Origin of the sequence: Segatella hominis (genome assembly GCF_004535825.1) — a bacterium.
Classification (GTDB): domain Bacteria; phylum Bacteroidota; class Bacteroidia; order Bacteroidales; family Bacteroidaceae; genus Prevotella; species Prevotella hominis.
In genome coordinates, this window is sequence record NZ_SGVY01000005.1 from 87,088 (window position 1) to 107,870 (window position 20,783).

The 20,783-nt window shown below is 42.9% G+C and carries 17 protein-coding genes and 2 tRNA genes; 14 read left to right on the forward strand and 5 right to left on the reverse strand.

Translation table 11 applies throughout. The features are described 5' to 3' along the window. Positions 1–17: 17 nt before the first annotated feature. The 7 genes from EXN75_RS03055 (at position 18) to EXN75_RS03085 (ending at position 6,811) form a co-directional block, all read left to right on the forward strand. Positions 18–965 carry a Fe-S cluster domain-containing protein gene (locus EXN75_RS03055; protein ID WP_134842729.1) on the forward strand — a complete coding sequence of 316 codons (948 nt, stop codon included), beginning with the start codon at positions 18–20 and terminating at the stop codon, positions 963–965. A 3-nt stretch (positions 966–968) separates the two neighbouring features. Next, a complete protein-coding gene (gene rsxC, locus EXN75_RS03060) occupies positions 969–2,321 on the forward strand; it encodes an electron transport complex subunit RsxC (protein WP_134842730.1) in 1,353 nt (450 codons plus the stop codon). 99 nt (positions 2,322–2,420) lie between these two features. After that, a complete protein-coding gene (locus tag EXN75_RS03065; protein ID WP_134842731.1) occupies positions 2,421–3,422 on the forward strand; it encodes an RnfABCDGE type electron transport complex subunit D in 1,002 nt (333 codons plus the stop codon). Positions 3,423–3,435: 13 nt separating this feature from the next. Then, a complete protein-coding gene (locus EXN75_RS03070) occupies positions 3,436–4,110 on the forward strand; it encodes an RnfABCDGE type electron transport complex subunit G (protein ID WP_134842732.1) in 675 nt (224 codons plus the stop codon). Positions 4,111–4,116: 6 nt separating this feature from the next. Next, the gene (gene rsxE / locus EXN75_RS03075; RefSeq protein ID WP_022111521.1) at positions 4,117–4,701 is read left to right on the forward strand and encodes an electron transport complex subunit RsxE; all 585 of its coding nucleotides are present in this window, start codon (positions 4,117–4,119) and stop codon (positions 4,699–4,701) included. A 5-nt stretch (positions 4,702–4,706) separates the two neighbouring features. After that, positions 4,707–5,309: an electron transport complex subunit RsxA gene (rsxA, locus tag EXN75_RS03080; RefSeq protein ID WP_022111520.1), complete on the forward strand. Its 603-nt coding sequence runs from the start codon at positions 4,707–4,709 to the stop codon at positions 5,307–5,309. A 545-nt stretch (positions 5,310–5,854) separates the two neighbouring features. After that, the gene (locus tag EXN75_RS03085) at positions 5,855–6,811 is read left to right on the forward strand and encodes a D-2-hydroxyacid dehydrogenase (RefSeq protein ID WP_134842764.1); all 957 of its coding nucleotides are present in this window, start codon (positions 5,855–5,857) and stop codon (positions 6,809–6,811) included. Between the two features lie 292 nt (positions 6,812–7,103). Here the strand turns inward: EXN75_RS03085 and EXN75_RS03090 are convergent, their stop codons facing one another. Then, positions 7,104–8,309 (reverse strand): hypothetical protein, encoded by a 1,206-nt coding sequence (locus EXN75_RS03090; RefSeq protein WP_134842733.1) that lies wholly within the window; start codon positions 8,307–8,309, stop codon positions 7,104–7,106. A 54-nt stretch (positions 8,310–8,363) separates the two neighbouring features. Beyond that, a complete protein-coding gene (gyrA, locus tag EXN75_RS03095) occupies positions 8,364–11,003 on the reverse strand; it encodes a DNA gyrase subunit A (RefSeq protein ID WP_134842734.1) in 2,640 nt (879 codons plus the stop codon). Positions 11,004–11,489: 486 nt separating this feature from the next. Between gyrA and EXN75_RS03100 the strand changes: the two genes are divergently transcribed. The 4 genes from EXN75_RS03100 (at position 11,490) to EXN75_RS03115 (ending at position 15,707) form a co-directional block, all read left to right on the forward strand. Continuing rightward, positions 11,490–13,637, forward strand: a complete 2,148-nt coding sequence (locus tag EXN75_RS03100) for an ATP-dependent Clp protease ATP-binding subunit (RefSeq protein WP_134842735.1) — start codon at positions 11,490–11,492, stop codon at positions 13,635–13,637. A gap of 146 nt (positions 13,638–13,783) precedes the next feature. Continuing rightward, a tRNA-Thr gene (locus EXN75_RS03105) sits at positions 13,784–13,856 on the forward strand. An 18-nt stretch (positions 13,857–13,874) separates the two neighbouring features. Next, positions 13,875–13,945: transfer RNA gene (locus EXN75_RS03110), tRNA-Gly, on the forward strand. Positions 13,946–14,225: 280 nt separating this feature from the next. Further along, positions 14,226–15,707: a tagaturonate reductase gene (locus EXN75_RS03115; protein ID WP_022111514.1), complete on the forward strand. Its 1,482-nt coding sequence runs from the start codon at positions 14,226–14,228 to the stop codon at positions 15,705–15,707. Between the two features lie 86 nt (positions 15,708–15,793). On the opposite strand, the gene EXN75_RS03120 is transcribed toward EXN75_RS03115, so the two are convergent. From EXN75_RS03120 to EXN75_RS03130, 3 genes are read right to left on the reverse strand one after another with little or no spacing between them, the layout of a single operon-like run. Beyond that, entirely contained in the window at positions 15,794–17,014 is a 1,221-nt protein-coding gene (locus EXN75_RS03120) for an MFS transporter (RefSeq protein ID WP_134842736.1), read from the reverse strand. A 30-nt stretch (positions 17,015–17,044) separates the two neighbouring features. Then, the gene (panB, locus tag EXN75_RS03125; protein WP_118115344.1) at positions 17,045–17,863 is read right to left on the reverse strand and encodes a 3-methyl-2-oxobutanoate hydroxymethyltransferase; all 819 of its coding nucleotides are present in this window, start codon (positions 17,861–17,863) and stop codon (positions 17,045–17,047) included. A 40-nt stretch (positions 17,864–17,903) separates the two neighbouring features. Next, the gene (locus EXN75_RS03130; RefSeq protein WP_134842737.1) at positions 17,904–18,590 is read right to left on the reverse strand and encodes an HAD family hydrolase; all 687 of its coding nucleotides are present in this window, start codon (positions 18,588–18,590) and stop codon (positions 17,904–17,906) included. A 169-nt stretch (positions 18,591–18,759) separates the two neighbouring features. On the opposite strand from EXN75_RS03130, the gene rsmG reads away from it, so the two are divergent. The 3 genes from rsmG to ruvC all read left to right on the forward strand — a co-directional run bounded on the left by rsmG (position 18,760) and on the right by ruvC (position 20,759). Further along, the gene (gene rsmG, locus EXN75_RS03135) at positions 18,760–19,383 is read left to right on the forward strand and encodes a 16S rRNA (guanine(527)-N(7))-methyltransferase RsmG (RefSeq protein WP_118115348.1); all 624 of its coding nucleotides are present in this window, start codon (positions 18,760–18,762) and stop codon (positions 19,381–19,383) included. A 105-nt stretch (positions 19,384–19,488) separates the two neighbouring features. Then, positions 19,489–20,133: an MBL fold metallo-hydrolase gene (locus EXN75_RS03140; RefSeq protein WP_134842738.1), complete on the forward strand. Its 645-nt coding sequence runs from the start codon at positions 19,489–19,491 to the stop codon at positions 20,131–20,133. Continuing rightward, positions 20,130–20,759, forward strand: coding sequence for a crossover junction endodeoxyribonuclease RuvC (gene ruvC / locus EXN75_RS03145; protein WP_134842739.1), 630 nt, complete (start codon positions 20,130–20,132; stop codon positions 20,757–20,759). The genes EXN75_RS03140 and ruvC overlap by 4 nt, the downstream gene beginning before the upstream one ends. The last annotated feature ends 24 nt before the right edge of the window (positions 20,760–20,783 follow it).

The window sequence follows — 20,783 nt, forward strand, 5'->3', positions numbered from 1 at the left end:
TAAAACAAATTATAATTATGAATTTTATCGTGATTGCAATCTTGGTCCTTGGTTCCATTGCGCTTGTTGCTGCATTGGTTCTTTTTGGAGTATCCAAGAAATTTGCCGTCGAAGAAGACCCGAGACTTGGACAGGTGGGAGAAATCCTGCCAGGTGCTAATTGTGGTGGTTGTGGTTTTGCCGGTTGTTCTGGCATGGCTGCTGCCCTTGTCAAGGGTGCTGATGCCGGTTCTATCGAAGGATTGATGTGTCCTGTAGGTGGAGCTGACGTGATGGGCAAAGTGGCTGACCTTTTGGGTATCGCAGTGGCTAACACTGAGGCGAAGGTGGCTGTAGTGCGTTGTAATGGCTCTTGCGAGAATCGTCCTCGCATCGCCGAGTATGATGGTTTGCACACTTGTGCAGCTATGAATTCCTGTGGTGCTGGTGAGACTGGCTGCGGATTCGGTTGTCTGGGTTGTGGTGATTGTGTTGCTGCTTGCCAGTTTGGTGCGATTGCTATCAATCCAAAAACAGGCCTTCCTGAGGTTGATGAAGAAAAATGTACGGGTTGCGGCGCTTGTGCTAAGGCTTGTCCACGTCACATCATCGAACTCCGCAAGAAGGGTCCTAAGGGACGCCGTGTTTACGTTCAGTGCGTAAATCACGACAAGGGTGCTGTAGCAAAGAAAGCTTGTAGTGTTGCTTGTATCGGATGCGGTAAGTGTCAGAAAGTCTGCAAGTTCGATGCTATCACAATCGAAAACAACGTGGCTTATGTTGACTTCAACAAGTGCCGCATGTGTACAAAGTGTGTTGACGAATGCCCTACAGGTGCACTCGTGAAAGTAAATTTCCCAATTAAGAAGGCAAAGCCAGCTGCTGATGTTACTCCTCAGGCAGATGCTCCAGTTGCAGCTCCTAAAGCAGATGCTCCAGTTGCAGCTCCTCAGGCAGAGACTTCAGAAGTAAAGAAGGAGGACTAAATCATGAATTTGAGAACATTTAGAATTGGTGGAGTTCACCCAGAAGAGAATAAAATTACTGCCGAGATGGCTACTCAGGTAGCTCCTCTCCCTAAGCAGGCTATTTTCCCACTTGGACAGCACATTGGTGCTCCTGCTAAACCAGTTGTTGCTAAGGGTGACAAGGTGAAAGTAGGTACTCTCATCGCAGAGGCTGGTGGTTTCGTGAGTGCTCCTATTTACAGCTCTGTATCAGGAACTGTATTCAAGGTTGATACGTCTATTGATGCTACAGGTTATCGTAAGCCTTGTATTATTATTAATGTAGAAGGTGATGAATGGGAGGAGAGTATTGACCGCTCAGACAAACTTGAGACTTTGGAAGCTCACGCAGAATTGACTTCAGAGGAGATTGTCAATCGCATCAAGGTGGCTGGTGTTACTGGTATGGGTGGTGCTGGTTTCCCTACTTTCATCAAACTTTGTCCGCCTCCAGGAGCTAAGGCTGAATGTGTGATTATCAATGGCGTTGAGTGTGAGCCTTATATTACAGCCGACTATCGTCTGATGATGGAGCATGCTGATGAGATTCTCGTAGGTCTTAATCTCCTGATGAAGGCTGCTAAAGTGGAGAAGGGTTACATTGGTATCGAAGATAACAAGCCTGCTGCTATCAAACTCTTTGAAGAGAAGACTGCTGGCGATTCTCGTATCGAGATAGTACCACTCGCAAAGAAGTATCCTCAAGGTGGTGAGAAACAGTTGGTGGATGCAGTTATCCGTCGTCAGGTTCCTGCTCCTCCTGCAATCCCTGTCAATGTTGGAGCAATAGTTCAGAATGTAGGTACTGCCTTTGCTGTTTATCAGGCAGTTATGAAGAATAAACCTCTCTTCGAACGCTATACCACCGTTACTGGTAAGCAGGTGAAGAATCCAGGAAATTTCCTCGTACGTATGGGAACTCCATTCTCTCAGATGATTGAAAACTGTGGCGGTTTGCCAGAGGGTGATAATAAGGTGTTGGCTGGTGGTCCGATGATGGGTAAGGCCGTGATTAGCCTCGATGTACCTGTAACCAAGGGTACTAACTCAATCACCGTATTGAGTGATGCTGATGCTCATCGCAAGAAAGCTCAGCCATGTATCCGTTGTGCCAAGTGTGTGGATGCTTGTCCTATGGGATTGGAGCCATACTTACTTGCTACATTGAGCGTAGTGAAGGATTATGAGCGCCTGGAGGCAGAGGAGGTAACTTCTTGTATCGCTTGCGGTTCTTGCCAGTTTACTTGTCCTTCTCATCGTCCTATCCTTGATAATATCATCAATGGTAAGGCTGCTGTGATGGGTATCATCAGAGCTCGTAGCGCTAAGAAGTAATCATTCACGTCAAGAAGAAATTTCATTTGCATCAAGAAGGAATTTCCTTGAGAAAAGAATCTAAAGAAAATTCATTAACGAAAGAATTTAAAAGATAAAATGGGAAAATTAATCGTTTCATTATCGCCACATGCCCATGGAAATGAGAGCGTGGAGAAGAATATGTACGGTGTGATTATCGCTCTCGTGCCTGCTATTCTCGCCTCTATCTATTTCTTTGGCTTGGGTTCAGCAGTTGTACTGCTTACCTCAGTGGCAGCCTGCGTTTTCTTTGAGTGGGCAATTACAAAATATCTCCTAAAGGAGGAGACCAGTTTGCTTGATGGTTCTGCTATTATCACCGGTCTTCTGCTCGGCATGAACTTGCCAAGTAACCTTCCTCTTTGGATCATTATTATCGGTGCCTTGTTTGCTATCGGTGTAGGTAAGATGACTTTCGGCGGTTTGGGTAACAATCCTTTCAACCCTGCGTTGGTAGGTCGTTGCTTCCTGCTCGTCAGTTTCCCTGCCCAGATGACTTCATGGCCAGTAGCTGGACAGATGCTCAGCTATACTGATGCTACAACAGGTGCAACACCATTGGCGATTATGAAGACTGCCATCAAGACTGGTGATGCTTCTCTTCTGAATCAGTTGCCTGATTCTTTGAGTTTGCTTTTCGGAGCAACTGGCGATACGTTTGGAGCTGGTACTACTGGTGAAGTTTGTGCTGTCGCTCTCTTGCTTGGTTTGGCTTACATGCTTTGGAAGAAGGTTATCACCTGGCATATTCCTGTCAGCATCATCGCTACCGTATTTGTATTTAGCGGTCTGATGCACTTGGCTAACCCTGTTTATGCCAATCCATTTGCTGTCATATTAAGTGGAGGTTTGATGCTCGGTGCCATCTTTATGGCAACTGATTATGTTACCTCTCCAATGACTCACAAGGGTATGCTCATTTATGGAGTTTGTATCGGTCTTCTGACCATCATTATCCGCAACTGGGGTAGCTATCCAGAAGGTATGTCGTTCGCCATTCTGATCATGAATGCGTTCACACCTCTTATTAACACATATGTTAAACCAAAGCGCTTCGGTGAGAAGCCTGCTAAGAAATAAGGAGGACTGAGACATGCAGAAATTAGAATCATCATTAAAGAACATGGTGCTTGTTCTGGTGGGCGTAGCGCTCATCGTAGGTGCCGTTCTTGCTTATATCAATCATCTTACTTCTGGTCCTATTGCTGAAAAGGCAGAACAGAGTCTTGCTGCTGGTATCAAGAACGTGATGGGTACTGATCAACTTCAGGTAGCAGAACCGCAAGAGGTGAAGCAGGAGTTTGGAGGTAAGGAGTTTACTTTTGTACTTCATAATTGTTCAGACAAGAGTGGCAAGCAGTTGGGTGCTGCCGTAGAGAGTATAACCGGTGGTTTCGGTGGCGATGTGAAGGTACTTGTTGGTTTCGATACCGAAGGTAAGATCTTAGGTTATACCATTCTTCAGGCTTCTGAGACTCCTGGTTTGGGAGCTAAAGCTGCCACATGGTTCCAGAAGGACGGAAAGGGTAGTGTCATTGGTATGACTCCAAAGGATGGCGACCTTCACGTAAGTAAGGATGATAAGAGTGGCAATGCTGTAGATGCGATTACAGCTTCTACCATCACCAGCCGTGCTTTCCTTAAGGCCATTAACCAGGCTTACAAGGTTTATTCTGGTAAGCAGGTAGATGGCGAGAGTGGTGCTACCAAGCATGCAGAAGGCGAGGGTGATGCAGCAAAAGTTGAACAAAATGAAAAGAAAGGATAAGCCGATATGAGTAATGTTAAGATTTTGATGAACGGACTCATCAAGGAGAATCCAACCTTCGTGTTGCTTCTCGGTATGTGTCCTACCTTGGCTACAACAACCAGCGCCATCAATGGTCTCTCTATGGGATTGGCTACTATGGCAGTGCTGATTTGTACCAACTTTGTAATTTCTTGTATCAAGAAGATTACTCCGGATATGGTTCGCATCCCTGTGTTTATCGTAGTGATTGCAGCTTTTGTTACAATCCTTCAGATGGTAATGAGTGCTTATGCTCCAGATAGCATCAACCAGGCTTTGGGTATCTATATTCCGCTGATTGTCGTAAACTGTATCATCTTGGGCCGTGCAGAGAGTTTTGCAGCAAAGAACTCGCCTCTGTCCAGTTTGGTAGATGGAGTAGGTTGCGGTTTGGGATTCACCCTTGCCTTGACGCTTCTTGGTTGTGCCCGTGAGATTTTAGGAGCAGGCAGTATCTTTGGCATTGCCTTGTTGCCTGAGACTACTAACATTCTGGTATTCATCTTGCCTCCTGGTGCATTCCTCACATTGGGATACATTATAGCAATATTTAATAAGGTTAAGAAATAGAAATTATGGAATATTTATTGATATTTATCTCTGCGATATTCGTTAACAATATCGTCTTATCGCAGTTCCTCGGTATCTGTCCTTTTTTGGGCGTATCGAAGAAGATTGATACAGCCATCGGTATGGGTGGAGCCATCGCCTTTGTCTTGACCTTGGCAACCATCATTACTTGGTGTGTTCAGAAGTATGTACTCGATCCATTCGGATTGCAATATCTCCAGACTCTGGCATTTATCCTTGTGATTGCAGCCTTGGTACAGATGGTTGAGATCATCCTCAAGAAAGTTTCCCCTGCACTTTATCAGGCTCTTGGAATTTTCCTTCCATTGATTACTACCAACTGTGCAGTGCTTGGTGTAGCCATCTTGGTTATCCAGAAAGATTTCAATCTTTTGGAGAGTGTTGTTTATGCATTCTCTACAGCTTTGGGTTTTGCTCTGGCTCTGATTGTTTTTGCTGGTATCCGTGAGCAGCAGGCTTTGGTTCGTATTCCTAAGGGTATGCAGGGAATGGCTATTGTGCTTATTACCGCATCATTACTCAGTTTGGCCTTTATGGGATTCTCTGGTGTAGATGGTGGTCTGAAGGCTTTATTTGGTTTGGAGTAGTATTCTGAATGTTTACGCGAATAAGGATAGCTTTTTAAGATGTCCATACAAAAAAATGTGGACATTGTTTTCGAATCTTAAAAGTATTTAGATTTTTGATTTAAATACGATTGTTATAATTGGTATAGTTTGAAGGAGAATATTTGGATATTTCAAATGTTCTCCTTTTAAATTGATGAGAAAGAGATTTTAATAGGTTATATTGTGGGATTAGTTTTGCTTCTTAGAATTTTATTTCCAGACATAAGGATAAATATCGGTAGGGGTTTATTTATTACTTGTTGTTATACAAACTGTTTCTTATTAATCATAATGTTGCTTACAACTTAGTAGTAGGATGTTGTAGGAGAGGGATCAGTTCCTGTTTTATCTTTGTTTTATTTATCGAATTTTTTTGTATTTCTCCTTCATATTTCTGTTTTTCTTTAATCTATAATTTGTTGTTTTCTTATTGAATTTTCTTACTTATTTTCTTTGATGTTTCTCTGAAATTGTGTATTTTTGCATTGATTTTATGAACAATCAACATTAATTTGAAGAATATGATGAATATTGTAATTTTAGATGGTTATGCTTCTAATCCCGGCGACTTGAATTGGGATCTTTTGGAGCAATTGGGAAACGTTACTGTTTATCCCCGTACAACAGATGAAGAAAAAATCGAACGTGCTAAAGATGCTGATATTATATTAATTAATAAGGTGCAGATTGATTCTGAAACTTTAGATCAGCTTCCAAAACTGAAATATATAGGTATTCAGGCCACTGGCTATAATGTGGTTGATATTGAGGCTGCCAAACGTCATGGTGTAGTCGTAACCAATATTCCTGCATATAGTACTGATAGTGTTGCACAAATGACATTCGCGCTTATTTTGGCAATAACAAACAGAGTTGAACATTACACGCTCGAAAATCGCAATGAGCGCTGGGCTTACAATAAGGATTTTTGTTATTGGGATACACCGCTTATGGAATTGTCTGGTAAATGCCTGGGAATTATGGGACTTGGCAATATCGGTATGAAAGTTGCTACTATAGCTCGTGATTTCGGAATGGACGTTTATGCCTGCACCAGTAAGAATGCCTGTGATTTGCCTGATTGGATAACCAAAGTAAGCAAGGATGGACTTTTAGCTGTATCTGATATCTTGTCACTGCATTGTCCGTTGACTGATGATACTTACCATTTCGTCGATACAGACAGTCTGAAAAAGATGAAACCTTCCTGTATTCTGATTAATACGGGACGCGGTCCGCTGGTTGATGAAGAAGCTGTGGCTTCTGCTTTGCATCATGGTAAGCTTGGAGCCTATGGCGCAGATGTGATGACACAGGAACCGCCAGCTCAGGACAATCCACTCTTCAACGAGCCGAATGCCTTTATTACTCCTCATATCGCCTGGGCCACTTTAGAAGCAAGAACTCGATTGAATAAGCAAGTTGCTGCAAATGTTAAAGCTTTTATTGAGGGGCATCCTATCAATGTGGTGAACCCATAATTTGTGAAGGTTTACCTATTATAATATGGATAAGAAATCATCCTGATTTACAAATTATGATAAATAGACGAAATCGTTATTGTCTAAATAAAACAGTAATCATGACTAAAATGCCAGAATCTTTTGGATATTTCAAAATTTAATCTGGACAACTGTGATGATGATAGTTTTAGGTTAATTTGAAAAAAGACTTCAATGAAGACAAAATAATGCCTCCTTTGAAGTCTTTTATTTATTCTTTCATCCTACGATTATATGATGATTTTATAATCGTAGGATTTATAGATTTTAATTAGTTCTGGCTATCAGCCTCAGCCTGCTTGGTCTTAGGATCATTAGGACCATAGAGACCATAATAAGCCTGGTAGCGGTTGTAACCCCAGTTGTACTGCTTCTTTTCTGGATCGAGTTCCTTAGCCTTGTCGAGGTACTTGATAGCCTCCTGGTAAACTACCTTGCGTCCGTTAGGATCCTGAAGATTAGAAGCCTTAACGTTCAAACAAGCGCCGAGATAAACCATGACAGCACCATTTTCTGGCTTAATCTCCAAAGCCTTCTTCAGATTCTTGATAGCATTGTCTGCATCATTCTTAGCAATGTAATACATACCCTTGTCAGCGAGAGCTACGAAGTTGTTAGGATCTGCAGCAAGTGCATTGTCGAGCAATTCCAACTGCTCCTTGTCCATTCTCATAGAAGCGAACATGCTGTTGAGGTTGTCGAGAAGAATCTCATTCTTGGCATCGTTAGCATAAAGATCCTTCAAATTGTTGATGTACTTCAAAGAGTCCTCATGAGTTTTCAAGTCACCCTTCAAAACTTCGAGCTTGATGTTGAGTGCTTGCTTCTTGTACTCGTCAGAGTTCATGGCTACATCACAATATTTCAAAGCCTGTGCCATATCCTTGTTCTCCTTAGAAAGCCATGCACCCAAGAAAGCTACCTGCTCCTTGTAAGGTTCTGCCTTCTTTTCAGCAGGAATCTTATTGAACAAAGGTGAAGACTCAGAATTGAACCATGCGTTCCAGTATTTCAAAGCCAAAGTTGTATTGTTCTTGGTGCGGGCATCATCACCTGCACTTACGAGCTGGATACGAGCATTCCATACGCGCTCTGCATTGTTGCCATACTTAGGCGCAATTTTCCCCTTTGCATTAGGAAGCTGATCGTATTTGTAGCATTCCTGAGCTGCAACAAGCGCATTGTAAGCACCCTCGTTCATAGCCTCCATGTCAACTGGATCGTTCTTCTTTGTAATCTGGTTCATCTGGATGATAGACTGCTGGTCGTTGAACTGCTTCATAGAGAGTTCTACGAGGTAGTTGTAGGCCTTAGCTTTTTCAGCATCATTAGCCATTGAACCGAGGTTTTGCTCTACCATAGCCTTTGCATCTGCATAAGTCTTGGCTTTGAGTACTGCCTTGAGTGCATCGCTGTCTCCAGCGAAAGCTGATGTGGCACCTAGTACCATCATAGCTGCAATCATTAACTTTTTCATTTTTCTTAATGAGTTTAAAAGTTGTTATTATTTATTCTTTACACGTCTTTTCGTTTATTCGAAATCTACGTTCCCTGTGTCAGTATTGTCCTCAGACTCTGTAGCTTCGTTATCGAGATGAGCTTCTGCCTCGGCAGCCTCTTCTGCAGTCTTTGCACCTACATTGTCATTCTCGATTTCCTCGCTCTTCTTAGCCCAGGCAGAACGACTCTCCTCCTCTACTGATGCTTCGAGTTCAGAACTCATCACCTTGCATACGCTGGCGATGACATCGTTCTTCTTGGTCAGATTGATGAGGCGGACACCTTGAGTAGCACGTCCCATTACACGGCAGTCTGCCACTGCAAGTCGGATTACTATACCGCTCTGGTTGATAATCATCAGATCGTTGTCGTCTGTTACGTTCTTGATAGCTACCAGTCTGCCTGTCTTTTCCGTGATATTGAGCGTCTTCACACCCTTACCGCCACGGTTGGTTACGCGATAGTCGATAACATCAGAACGTTTGCCGTAGCCCTGCTCACTCACAACCATCACGGTCTCATGCTCTGGGTCGTTGACTACAATCATTCCGATCAAAGCATCGTCACCCTCATCGAGGCGCATACCGCGAACACCTGTAGAAGTACGTCCCATGGTACGAATCTGGTTTTCATCGAAACGAACTGCACGTCCATTACGGTTGGCAAGAATCAGCTCGTTATGACCATTGGTCAGACGAACATCTACAACCTCGTCTCCCTCTACGATATTGATAGCGATCACACCGTTGGCACGAGGGCGAGAGTATGCTTCCAGACAAGTCTTCTTGACTGTACCATTCTTGGTAGCAAATACCACATAATGGTTGTTGATGAATTCTGCATCATTCAAACCTCTCAAGCGGAGGAATGCGTTCACCTGGTCATCGCTCTCAATATTGAGCAGGTTCTGGATGGCGCGTCCCTTTGAATTACGGTCTCCCTCAGGAATCTCATAACACTTGAGCCAGTAGCAGCGTCCCTTCTTCGTGAAGAACAACATGGTCTGGTGCATGGTAGCAGGATAGATGAACTCCGTGAAGTCCTTATCACGTGTGCGGGCACCTTTGGCACCTACTCCACCTCTTGCCTGCTCACGGAACTCAGATAATGGTGTGCGCTTGATGTAACCGAGATGACTGACAGTGATTACCACTGGGTCGTTTGGATAGAAATCTTCTGGGTTGAACTCGTGGTCGTCAGGTTTGATCATGGTGCGGCGTGCATCGCCATACTTATCCTTTACTTCGTTGAGTTCGTCCTTCATTACCTTCTTGCAAAGCTCTGGATCGTTCAAGATCTGATTCAAATAATCGATGGTCTTCATCAATTCGTCGAATTCATTATGCAACTGCTCCAGACGGAGTCCTGTCAGCTGAGACAGGCGCATATCAACAATAGCCTTACTCTGAATCTCGTCCAGTTCGAAGCGCTTCTCCAGATTGCGTTGTGCGTCAGAAGGAGTCTTGCTTGCTCGGATGATATGAACTACTTCGTCGATATTGTCGCATGCGATGATAAGGCCTTCCAGGATGTGAGCACGCTCCTGTGCTTTCTTCAGTTCGTACTGTGTGCGGCGGATAGTCACGTCATGACGATGCTCCACAAAGTACTTGACACATTCCTTGAGCGTAAGCAGACGAGGACGTCCCTTGACGAGGGCAATACAGTTGACAGAGAATGAACTCTGGAGGGCTGTCAGTTTGAACAACTTGTTCAAGAGAACGTTGGCATTGGCTTCGCGCTTTACATCTACAACGATACGCATACCCTGGCGTCCAGATTCATCGTTTACATTTGCAATGCCATCTACCCTACCTTCCTTGGCAAGATCGGCAATAGCCATAACAAGCTGCTCCTTGTTTACACCATATGGAATCTCTGTGATAACGATTTTGTCGTGAGCATCTCCACTTTCGATTTCAGCTGTAGCTCTCACAACAATTCGTCCACGTCCGGTTTCGTATGCATCCTTCACTCCCTGGATACCATAGATCGTAGCACCTGTAGGGAAATCTGGAGCAGGAATGTATTTCATGAGTCCTTCTGTGTCGATGTCAGGATTGTCTATGTAGGCACAGCATCCATCTATCACCTCGCTCAGGTTATGGGTCGGTATGTTTGTTGCCATACCTACAGCAATACCATTACCACCATTAACCAGAAGGTTCGGTATCTTTGTTGGCATCACTGATGGCTCCTGAAGAGTGTCATCGAAGTTGTTCATCATATCTACGGTTTCCTTGTCCAGGTCATCCATGATGTGCTCACCCATTTTAGAGAGGCGGCACTCTGTATAACGCATGGCAGCAGGTGAGTCACCGTCAACAGAACCGAAATTACCCTGTCCGTCTATTAAGGTGTATCGCATATTCCATTCCTGTCCCATACGAACAAGGGCACCATATACAGAAGAGTCTCCGTGTGGGTGATACTTACCGAGTACCTCACCTACTACACGTGCACATTTCTTATATGGTTTGTCACTGGTGTTTCCAATACCCAACATACCGTAGAGAATACGACGATGTACAGGTTTGAAACCATCGCGTACATCAGGAAGCGCACGAGCCACAATCACCGACATAGAATAGTCGATATAGGATGACTTCATTTCTTCCTCGATGTTAATCTTCATGATTCTGTCATGATCAAGAGTCTGATTTTCGTCCATTTTTTATATTGATTATTTGAATGATTATCTTAAATTTCTATTTTGAGTTCTTTGAACTTCATTATTTAATTCTAATTCCGACCCATCTGTTTTTGATGGAAAATTGCCGAGAAGGGCATTTTTTTGCGTTCTAAGCGTTTTTGCCCCTCCAAACTAACGACAAAGATACAAACTTTTTTTCTAAGAGAAGACTTTGTAGCGCAAAAACAACAAGAATTTAGCGTTTTTTGTGTTTTAGGCTACTTTCTTCTGCAAATATTCTTCCTTTTGTTCATTAGCCGCATAGTTTTACCCTCTTCTCTTTAGACATGTTTATTGAATTCATACAATCGTCAAGATAGATGCCTTATCATAGTGTATGATAATTGTGAATTAAAAGAGAAAAACTTTTTCCTCTCTTTTTGGCATAAATTTTGTAAAGTATAATAACAAGGTAAATTTTTAAAAAGGAACATATATACAGAATCATTGAAACATAAAATAAATATGGAAATTCAAAAAAGCATAAAACGCATTACTATCCTTGATGGGTTTTCTTTTCCAAGTGATGACGAAGATGACTTCTTTCTGAATGGTAATGAACCTGACAAGGATTCATCTGCGTCTTCCAAGACTGCAAGCAATACTGTTACGGGACAAATGCACAATAATAAGACTCCATTCTTAGATAAATATAGTACAGATTTAACCAAAGCTGCTAAAGATGGGAAATTGGATCCTGTAGTGGGAAGAGAGCACGAAATCCAAAGGGTTTTGGAAATCATCGGGCGTAGAAAGAAAAATAATCCCATACTCATCGGTGAGCCAGGTGTGGGTAAAAGTGCTATAGTAGAAGGACTGGCGCAACTTATTGTAAAACAGCAGACTTCTCCAGCTTTGTTCAACAAAAGGATTGTGTCTGTAGATCTTACTGCGATGGTGGCTGGTTCCAAGTATCGAGGACAGTTTGAGGAACGTATCAAAGGGCTTATTACGGAATTGGAGAACAATCCGGATATCATCATTTTTATAGATGAAATACATACTCTTATAGGAGCTGGTGGCGGTAGCGGAACTATGGATGCGGCCAATATTCTGAAGCCAGCTTTGGCTCGTGGTACAGTTCAGTGCATAGGTGCTACGACCTTTAAGGAATATGCAAACAGTATCGAAAAAGACGGAGCCTTGGAGCGAAGATTTCAGAAGGTCATCGTAGAGCCTACTACAACAGAACAGACTCTGACAATTCTTAGAAATATCAAGGATCGTTATGAGGATCATCATGGTGTGACATTCTGTGATGAGGCTCTTGAGGCATGTGTCAAACTGACAGAACGCTATGTCACAGACCGCTTTTTCCCAGACAAGGCGATAGATGTCATGGATGAAGTTGGTTCCAAATTGAGATTGGCAAATATAAAAGTACCTGACTATATTCTGGATCTTCAGAATGAAATCGAAGAAGTGGCAGCTAAGAAATTGGAGGCTGTTGGCAATCAGAACTTCGAACTGGCAGCCAGTTATCGTGATAAGGGCTTGTCTTTGGAAAAAAAGTTGGATTTGATGCACAAAAAATGGCAAAGTGGAGATTGTACAGAACGTATTCCGGTGACAGAATCTGATGTGGCTGATGTCGTCAGTAAAATGTCGGGTGTTCCTGTTCAGCGAATGGCTGAGGAAGAAGGTGTCCGTCTGAAAAATATGTCTGCCGTCTTGAAGAAAAGTGTCATTGCTCAGGATGATGCCATCGAGAAAATGGTAAAGGCTATCCAGCGTAATCGCATAGGATTGAGAGATCCTAACCACCCTATCGGTGCTTTCATGTTCTTAGGTCCTACTGGCGTGGGTAAAACTTATCTTGCCAAGAAACTTGCAGAGGAACTGTTCGGTTCTAAGGATGCACTCATTCGTGTGGATATGAGTGAGTATTCAGAAAGTTTCAATACTTCCCGACTTTTGGGTGCGCCTCCGGGATATGTGGGTTATGATGAGGGTGGACAGCTTACTGAGAGAGTTCGCCGCAAACCTTATTCTATAGTACTGCTTGATGAGATAGAAAAAGCCCACGACAAGGTGTATAATATGCTTTTGCAGGTGCTTGATGAAGGTCGTTTGACTGACGGTAATGGACGCCTGATAGATTTTCGCAATACCGTTATCATAATGACATCCAATGCAGGTACACGTCAACTGAAGGAATTCGGATCAGGCATCGGCTTTAATGCTGGCGGACTTACGAAGTCTGTAATGGATGAGAAGGATAAGGAATATGCTCGAAGTATCATTCAGAAAAGTTTGAGTAAGCAGTTCTCTCCTGAGTTCCTGAATCGTCTGGATGAGATTATCACTTTCAATCAGTTGGATATTGATGCGATTAAGCGTATTATTGATATTGAACTGCGAGGTCTCTTCGGAAGAGTTCACGATATGGGATATGAAATTCAGATTACTGATAAAGCGAAGGAACTTGTAGCCACTAAGGGCTATGATGTGCAGTTTGGCGCTCGTCCTCTGAAGCGTGCTATTCAGACCTATATAGAAGATGGCGTCTGCGAACTTCTGTTGGGCGGCAAACTTAAAAAGGGTGATACAATCAGTATCGGTAAGAATCCGAACAGGGAGGAACTTACTTTCAAGGTTGCAGTAGTAGAGTAGTTCTTCCTCGGGTGGCAAATTCTCATGAGAAGAGCAAAATCTGAGGTGCCCAGGATGATTGCCGTGTTAATATAAGTTAAGGGTAATGAATTATTTCATCAATTAGAAATATTTCATTACCTTTGCAATCGCTTTGAAAATGAAAAGCCATGATGGCTCAGTTGGTAGAGCAACGCATTCGTAATGCGTGGGTCGCGGGTTCGAGTCCCGCTCGTGGCTCTTTTCAGCACTATTTGTGCGGGATTAGCACATCGGTAGTGCACGGGCTTCCCAAGCCTGGGAGGCGGGTTCGATTCCCGTATCCCGCTCAAAAGATAAGGTATTGAAAATCAGATAGTTGTGGTTTTTAATACCTTATTTTTTTCTTTCTCCCCTATCCATCAGTTCTTATTATAAATAAGGTATAAATAGCCTTTTTGTGAGTAATATGTGAGTAACGCATGAAAAGTGTAGATTCCTTGTGAGTGATTTCTCCTCTAATTACGCAAACCTTTACGGACGATTTTGGTGCATTTATGATATAAGGTAAAGGAATATTTTATACCTTTGCATCGGAAATTTAAAACAAAATAATAACATAAACAAATCATGAAAGAACTTAAAGCATTAAACAAGCGTACCGCTCCTAAGAGTGTCGCTCCTGAGAGAATCATTCAGTTTGGTGAAGGTAACTTCCTCCGTGCATTCGTAGATTGGATTGTATGGAACATGAATAAGAAGACCGATTTCAATGGTTCTGTCGTTGTAGTACAGCCTTTGGCTGGTGGCATGGTAGATTGGCTGAATGGCCAGGACTGCCTTTATCACGTAAATCTTCAGGGTAAGGAGAATGGTCAGGCTGTCAATACATTGGAGCGTATCGATGTAATCAGCCGTGCACTGAATCCATATTCTCAGAATCAGGCATTCATGGCTTTGGCTGAGCAGCCAGAGATGCGTTTCATCATCTCTAATACAACTGAGGCTGGTATTGCATTCGATGACGCTTGCAAGTTTACAGATGCTCCTGCTGCATCTTATCCAGGTAAGTTGGTTCAGTTGCTGTTCCATCGCTATAAGTTCTTCGAGGGTGATCCAACTAAGGGTATGATTTTGATGCCTTGTGAGTTGATTTTCTTGAACGGTCACCACTTGAAGGAATGCATTTACCAGTATATCGAGCTTTGGAAGGAAGATATGGGTGCTGATTACGAGGGCTTCAAGGAGTGGTTTACTAACCATTGCTATGTTTGCGCTACACTCGTTGACCGTATCGTTCCTGGTTTCCCACGTGATACCATCAAGGAAATTCAGCAGAAGGTTTGCTACAAGGATAACCTCGTAGTAAAGGCAGAAAGCTTCCACCTTTGGGTAATCGAGAAGGCTGAGAATATGACAGTTGAGCAGATGCAGGAAGAGTTCCCTGCTCACAAGGCTGGTCTCCATGTTCTTATAACAGACAACGAGAAACCATACCACGAGCGTAAGGTTACTTTGTTGAATGGTCCTCACACAGTATTGAGCCCTGTAACATACCTCAGCGGTGTCAATATCGTACGTGATGCTTGCGAGCACCCTGTATTGGGCAAGTATATCCACAAGGTACAGTTTGACGAGTTGATGCAGACATTGAATCTTCCTATGGATGAGTTGCAGAAGTTTGCTTCTGATGTATTGGAGCGTTTCGAGAACCCATTCGTTGATCATCAGGTAACCAGCATCATGCTGAACTCATTCCCTAAGTATGAGACTCGTGACCTCCCTGGTGTGAAGGTTTACTTGGAGCGTAAGGGTGAGTTGCCACAGGGCTTGGTATTCGGTCTTGCAGCTATCATTACTTACTATAAGGGTGGTACCCGTGCTGATGGTGCTCCTATCCAGCCACAGGACGATCAGAAGATCATCGACAAGTTGAAAGAGCTTTGGGCAACAGGTGATACTCAGAAGGTAGCTGAGGGTGTACTTGCTTTCGACTATATCTGGAAGGAAGACCTGAACAAGACTGTACCTGGTTTGACAGAGTTGGTTAAGAAAGATCTTGATCTTATCCAGGAGAAAGGTATGCTTGAGGCAGTAAAGACAATTTTGTAAGAAATAGAGTGAAATTTAGATAAAGCATTTTCTTGCGTAAAAAAAGGGAAGTTCCTTTCGGGACTTCCCTTTTGTCGTATTTATGTCTATCTGTTTCTGTGTTTCATATACCATGGATGAACACAATAATTATAGAATACTAAAGTCAGTACCAGCAAAACTATACAGATGGACAGGATGTATTCATGGTCTGTCTGTATCTTGGGCAAGAACTTTTGCAGTTCTACAATTCTGTGATTTCCCCAGAAGCCATATCCTAAAAACAGTCCGAGACTGATTCCGAATTCCCAAGACAGGAAAAATGAACTCTGACTGGTTCCTCTCTGGCAGTGTTTGGCCAGTTTGATATAAAAAAGCAGGAACCTGCTTCCTATGACACCAATGCCAAATCCGATCAGGGATGGAGAGATAAACTGGATGGCCGACTGATGGTTTGTGAAGAATATCAAAACAGCCGCCAGCATGAAGATGACTCCAGAAAAGACTTCGCTCTTGAGCTCAGCATTGGGAAATGCGAATTTCTCAGCCAGTAGGGCTATGATGAAACCTCCCATCAACATGGTGTAAAATACTACGGAATGCTGTATGGAAAACAATAATCCCACAACAGTTGTTATTGCAGCCGTGTTGAGGAATAAGAGAAAACCCTGAGGAAGGAAAAATCTATCCAGGCTAAGGATTTTCATATTGTCTGACGGAGCCTTGAAAGGAAACTTTACCCATGAGATGAGCAAGACAGGAATTAATGCGAAGCATCCTCCGGCGATGACTACACCTCTATAATTGAGCCACTTGAATAAAATCAGGGCAATTACTGGTCCGAGAGATAATGCAAATCTTGAAAACCAAGCAGCCGTATAATTAGCTTCGGTTCTCTGAAACGACTCGCACGTATCAATGATGAGCGTACTGGCTAATGTCATTTGAGCCAATCCAATGAATGCGCCTTGTAGCAGTCTTGCCAGCATCAACATCCAAAACTCTATTTTTACCTGCAGGACAAACTCCAGATAATAGATAAGTGCGAAACACACAGCTACGCCCACAATCGCAAACTGGCATACATGATTTCTCCGATATTTCTGAACCAGATAAGAGCAGAAACCGCCAAGCAAGAAAATTCCGATGCCGTAGGCACCCATAATACTTCCCACTTCAAGTGAAGAGAAATCTGCCTGCATTAAGTAAGGCGGAAGAGCCGGTATCAGCATGTAAGTGCTCGTCATCAAGAAAAGGTTTGCTATTGCCAGCAACCAGAAATCCCGATGCCACAATTTGAAGTGTACCGGCGTGTTTTGAGTATCCATCTTTTAAAATAGTGTTTGTAATTAGCTATTTTAATAGCTTTCTTCAATATTAGGATAATCACCTGTCTTGACAGCATCGACGTATGCCTGAACGCCCTTTGTTATCTCAGCCCCTACCTGTGCAAAGTGTCGCAAGAACTTAGGTTTGAAACCTTGGGTCATCCCCATTGCATCCGCATAAACCAATACTTGACCGTCGCATCCGTTACCTGCTCCAATTCCGATAGTTACGGCTTTTACCTGACGTGTTACTTCAGCTGCTATTTTGGCAGGAACTTTCTCCAAAACGATGGCAAAGCAACCTGCTTTATCCAGAGCGATGGCATCGCTGATGAGCTTTTCAGCTTCTGCTTCTTCTTTGGCACGGATACCATAACCTCCGAACTTGTTGACGCTTTGAGGAGTCAATCCTAAGTGGCCATGAACAGGGATTCCGGCATCTATCAGTGCTTTGATGGTATCTATCATTTCTACTCCACCTTCAAGTTTGAGGGCATCCACACCCGTCTCTTTCATCATTCGACAAGCATTGCGCAAGGCTTCTTCGCGTGAAATCTGATAACTACCGAAAGGCATGTCGCATACTACCATGGCATGATTAACGGCACGCGCTACGCTTCTGGCATGATAAATCATCTGGTCAACGGTGATAGGTAGTGTATCAGCGTTTCCTGCCATAACGTTTGATGCAGAGTCTCCGATCAGAATGCTGTCAATACCGGCAGCATCGATAATACCTGCAGTTGTAAAGTCGTATGCAGTGAGCATAGTTACCTTTTCACCAGCTTGCTTCATTTCAGCAAAAGTCTTGGTGGTAATTTTCTTTTTATCTGTTGATAAATATCCCATTTTTTGTGTTGTTTTTATAAATCGACTGCAAAGTTACACATTATTTACGAGATAGGCTAACAATTTTAACTAAATCTGCAAATGTGAAGCCAATATAGTCGGAAATCACTTCGTCAGAATAAGGTCTGATGGCATCAGCTGAGTTTGTAGTGGCCAATCCGAGCGTAAAGGCACCAGATGCTCTTACGGCTTTCAGACCGTTAAAACTGTCTTCCAAGCCAACACACTCTTCCGGTTTGACTCCGAAATAAGCCGCTCCCTTGAGATAGCAGTCTGGATCTGGTTTGCTCTTAGCAAAGTCCTCACTTGTAAGAACCCTGTCAAAGTAGTCTTTAAACTCCGGTCGCTGCTGATAGACATTGAGCATCTTAGGGATATTGCTGCTGGTTACAACAGCGCATTTTATGCCGTTATTGCGTAAATTCTTCACAAAGTCCTCAAATCCAGCAATATAGTTGTAGCTCATGTTTTGCTCGAATTCATCCAGACGGGCGGTAATTTTAGCCTGTTCATCTTTCACACTACAGAAATCAACTTTAGAAGCGAAAATCTTGTCATCGGAAAAATACTTGTCGTAGATCTGAACCAGAGTCTGTCCTTTGATGATTTGTGCGAAATCAGGAATTTCAGGATGATACTCCTTTCCTATCATTCCCCAGAAAACCGAATATTGCGATTCGGTGTCAAAAACGACACCGTCTAAGTCGAAAAGTGCTGCTTTAATCATTATTTTAATTTGATAAATTGATTGATACAATCTCTTTTAATTCTCTAAATCGGTTGCAAAGTTACATATTTTTATTCTAAAATCAATAAAGAAAGTAAATAATCATAATCATTGTCAGTTATTTCGTATTTTTTTTATATTTTTGCACTCAAATAATAATATATAAGGTATGAAGATAATCGAGAAATACTTTCCGAATCTCACGGATAAGCAAAAAGAACAGATATCAAAATTGGATTCTCTCTATCGTGACTGGAATGCAAAAATCAATGTAATCAGCCGCAAGGATATAGACAATCTCTACGAACATCATGTGCTGCATTCCTTGGCAATAGCGAAAGCCATCCATTTCCGTGCGGGTTCTGAAATCCTGGATTTCGGATGCGGTGGAGGATTCCCAGGCATTCCTCTTGCTATTCTCTTTCCTGAATGCAAATTCAAATTGATTGATGGAACTGGCAAGAAAATCAAGGTTTGTAATGAGGTAGCTGCTGCTATTGGACTGGAAAATCTGAAGGCGGAGCATATCCGCGGTGAGGAGGAAAAGGGAAAATATGATTTTGTGGTCAGTCGTGCAGTGATGCAACTTCCTGATTTGATGAAAATTATCAAGAAGAATTTCAAAAAATCCCAGCAAAATTCCCTCCCTAATGGTCTTCTTTGCCTGAAAGGTGGAAACCTTCAGGAAGAATTGAAGCAATATAAAAATATTGCAGAGATTACTCCGTTGAGTGATTTCTTTGAGGAAGAATGGTTCAAGCAGGATAAGCAGTTGGTATATGTGCCGGCGTGATAGATTGCACATATTCTGCTGAACAAATGATGGAGTCTTTCATGGAAAGGTCTCTTAAGAGTTTTTGATTATACAAATGTTTCTAATTATTTAAAAGAATATTCGATGTTACATATTGAAAAATTCGAAGTAAACATGCTTCAGGAGAATTGCTATGTGGTTAGTGATGAAACCCGTGAGTGTGTCATCATTGATTGCGGAGCTTTTTATCCGGAAGAAAGAACTGCCATTGTCAATTATATCAAGGAGAATAACCTTCAGCCGGTTCATCTTCTTGTAACCCATGGACATCTTGACCATAATTTCGGCAACAATACGATTCATGAAACTTTTGGGTTGAAACCGGAAGTGTCGGCAGCAGATGAGAGGCTGATGAAGAACCTGAAGCAGCAGGCTGAGGTTTTCTATCAGATGCAGTTGGATTACGATTTTCCTCCTGTAGGTCATTTCTTTGAAGAAAATGAAGTAATCCATTTAGGAAACCATCAGTTTGAAATCATCCTCACTCCTGGTCATTCCCGTGGCTCAGTCACATTTTACTGTGTTGATGAAAAGGTAGCCTTTACGGGCGATACGCTTTTCCGTGGTTCTATTGGCAGAACAGATTTTAAAGGCGGTTCTATGTTCCAGATTATCAACAGTCTCCGTTTTCTGGCCCAGTTGCCTGATGATGTAAAAGTATTGCCAGGACATGGACAGGCAACGAGCATCGGCGAAGAACTCGCTCATAATCCGTATATGGATCGATGAATCAAGTAGATAAAATCATTCTTGGTATTGACCCTGGAACCAATGTGATGGGCTATGGGGTCATCAGGGTGACAGGCAATAAGGCTCAGCTGGTAGTCATGGGTGTCATCGATATGCGCAAGGAGAGTGATCCTTATCTCCGATTGGGTAAAATCTTCGAGCGTGTTACCGGTATCATTGATGAGTATCTCCCGGATGAGATGGCCATCGAGGCTCCTTTCTTTGGAAAGAACGTCCAGTCTATGCTGAAATTGGGGCGGGCTCAGGGAGTAGCCATTGCTGCAGCTATCCATCATGATGTGCCGATTCATGAGTATGCCCCTCTGAAAATCAAGATGGCCATTACGGGACAGGGACAGGCTTCCAAGGAACAGGTGGCGGGCATGCTGCAAAGGATGCTGCACATCAGTGACGAGGATATGCCGAAATTCATGGATGCTACGGATGCCTTGGGTGCAGCTTATTGTCATTTCCTGCAAATGGGCAAGCCAGAAACCAATGCCCGGCATTATAGCAGCTGGAAGGATTATGCTTCGAAAAATCAAGCAAGGGTTGCTGGTAGCGCCCCTGTGACGGGACCGAGAGCCCAGTTGATGGCTGCCCTCAACCGTACAACACATAAATAATTTTGATTATAAAGATATAAGAAG

Bases quoted from the DNA above. Each gene is read 5' to 3' on its own strand.
- EXN75_RS03090 (WP_134842733.1), bottom strand. From the start codon at position 8,309: ATGAAAAAGTTAATGATTGCAGCTATGATGGTACTAGGTGCCACATCA.
- rsxC (WP_134842730.1), top strand. From the start codon at position 969: ATGAATTTGAGAACATTTAGAATTGGTGGAGTTCACCCAGAAGAGAAT.
- panB (WP_118115344.1), bottom strand. From the start codon at position 17,863: ATGGGATATTTATCAACAGATAAAAAGAAAATTACCACCAAGACTTTT.
- EXN75_RS03115 (WP_022111514.1), top strand. From the start codon at position 14,226: ATGAAAGAACTTAAAGCATTAAACAAGCGTACCGCTCCTAAGAGTGTC.
- EXN75_RS03070 (WP_134842732.1), top strand. From the start codon at position 3,436: ATGCAGAAATTAGAATCATCATTAAAGAACATGGTGCTTGTTCTGGTG.
- rsmG (WP_118115348.1), top strand. From the start codon at position 18,760: ATGAAGATAATCGAGAAATACTTTCCGAATCTCACGGATAAGCAAAAA.
- gyrA (WP_134842734.1), bottom strand. From the start codon at position 11,003: ATGGACGAAAATCAGACTCTTGATCATGACAGAATCATGAAGATTAAC.
- EXN75_RS03100 (WP_134842735.1), top strand. From the start codon at position 11,490: ATGGAAATTCAAAAAAGCATAAAACGCATTACTATCCTTGATGGGTTT.
- EXN75_RS03140 (WP_134842738.1), top strand. From the start codon at position 19,489: ATGTTACATATTGAAAAATTCGAAGTAAACATGCTTCAGGAGAATTGC.
- ruvC (WP_134842739.1), top strand. From the start codon at position 20,130: ATGAATCAAGTAGATAAAATCATTCTTGGTATTGACCCTGGAACCAAT.
- rsxE (WP_022111521.1), top strand. From the start codon at position 4,117: ATGAGTAATGTTAAGATTTTGATGAACGGACTCATCAAGGAGAATCCA.
- EXN75_RS03120 (WP_134842736.1), bottom strand. From the start codon at position 17,014: ATGGATACTCAAAACACGCCGGTACACTTCAAATTGTGGCATCGGGAT.
- EXN75_RS03055 (WP_134842729.1), top strand. From the start codon at position 18: ATGAATTTTATCGTGATTGCAATCTTGGTCCTTGGTTCCATTGCGCTT.
- rsxA (WP_022111520.1), top strand. From the start codon at position 4,707: ATGGAATATTTATTGATATTTATCTCTGCGATATTCGTTAACAATATC.
- EXN75_RS03085 (WP_134842764.1), top strand. From the start codon at position 5,855: ATGAATATTGTAATTTTAGATGGTTATGCTTCTAATCCCGGCGACTTG.
- EXN75_RS03065 (WP_134842731.1), top strand. From the start codon at position 2,421: ATGGGAAAATTAATCGTTTCATTATCGCCACATGCCCATGGAAATGAG.
- EXN75_RS03130 (WP_134842737.1), bottom strand. From the start codon at position 18,590: ATGATTAAAGCAGCACTTTTCGACTTAGACGGTGTCGTTTTTGACACC.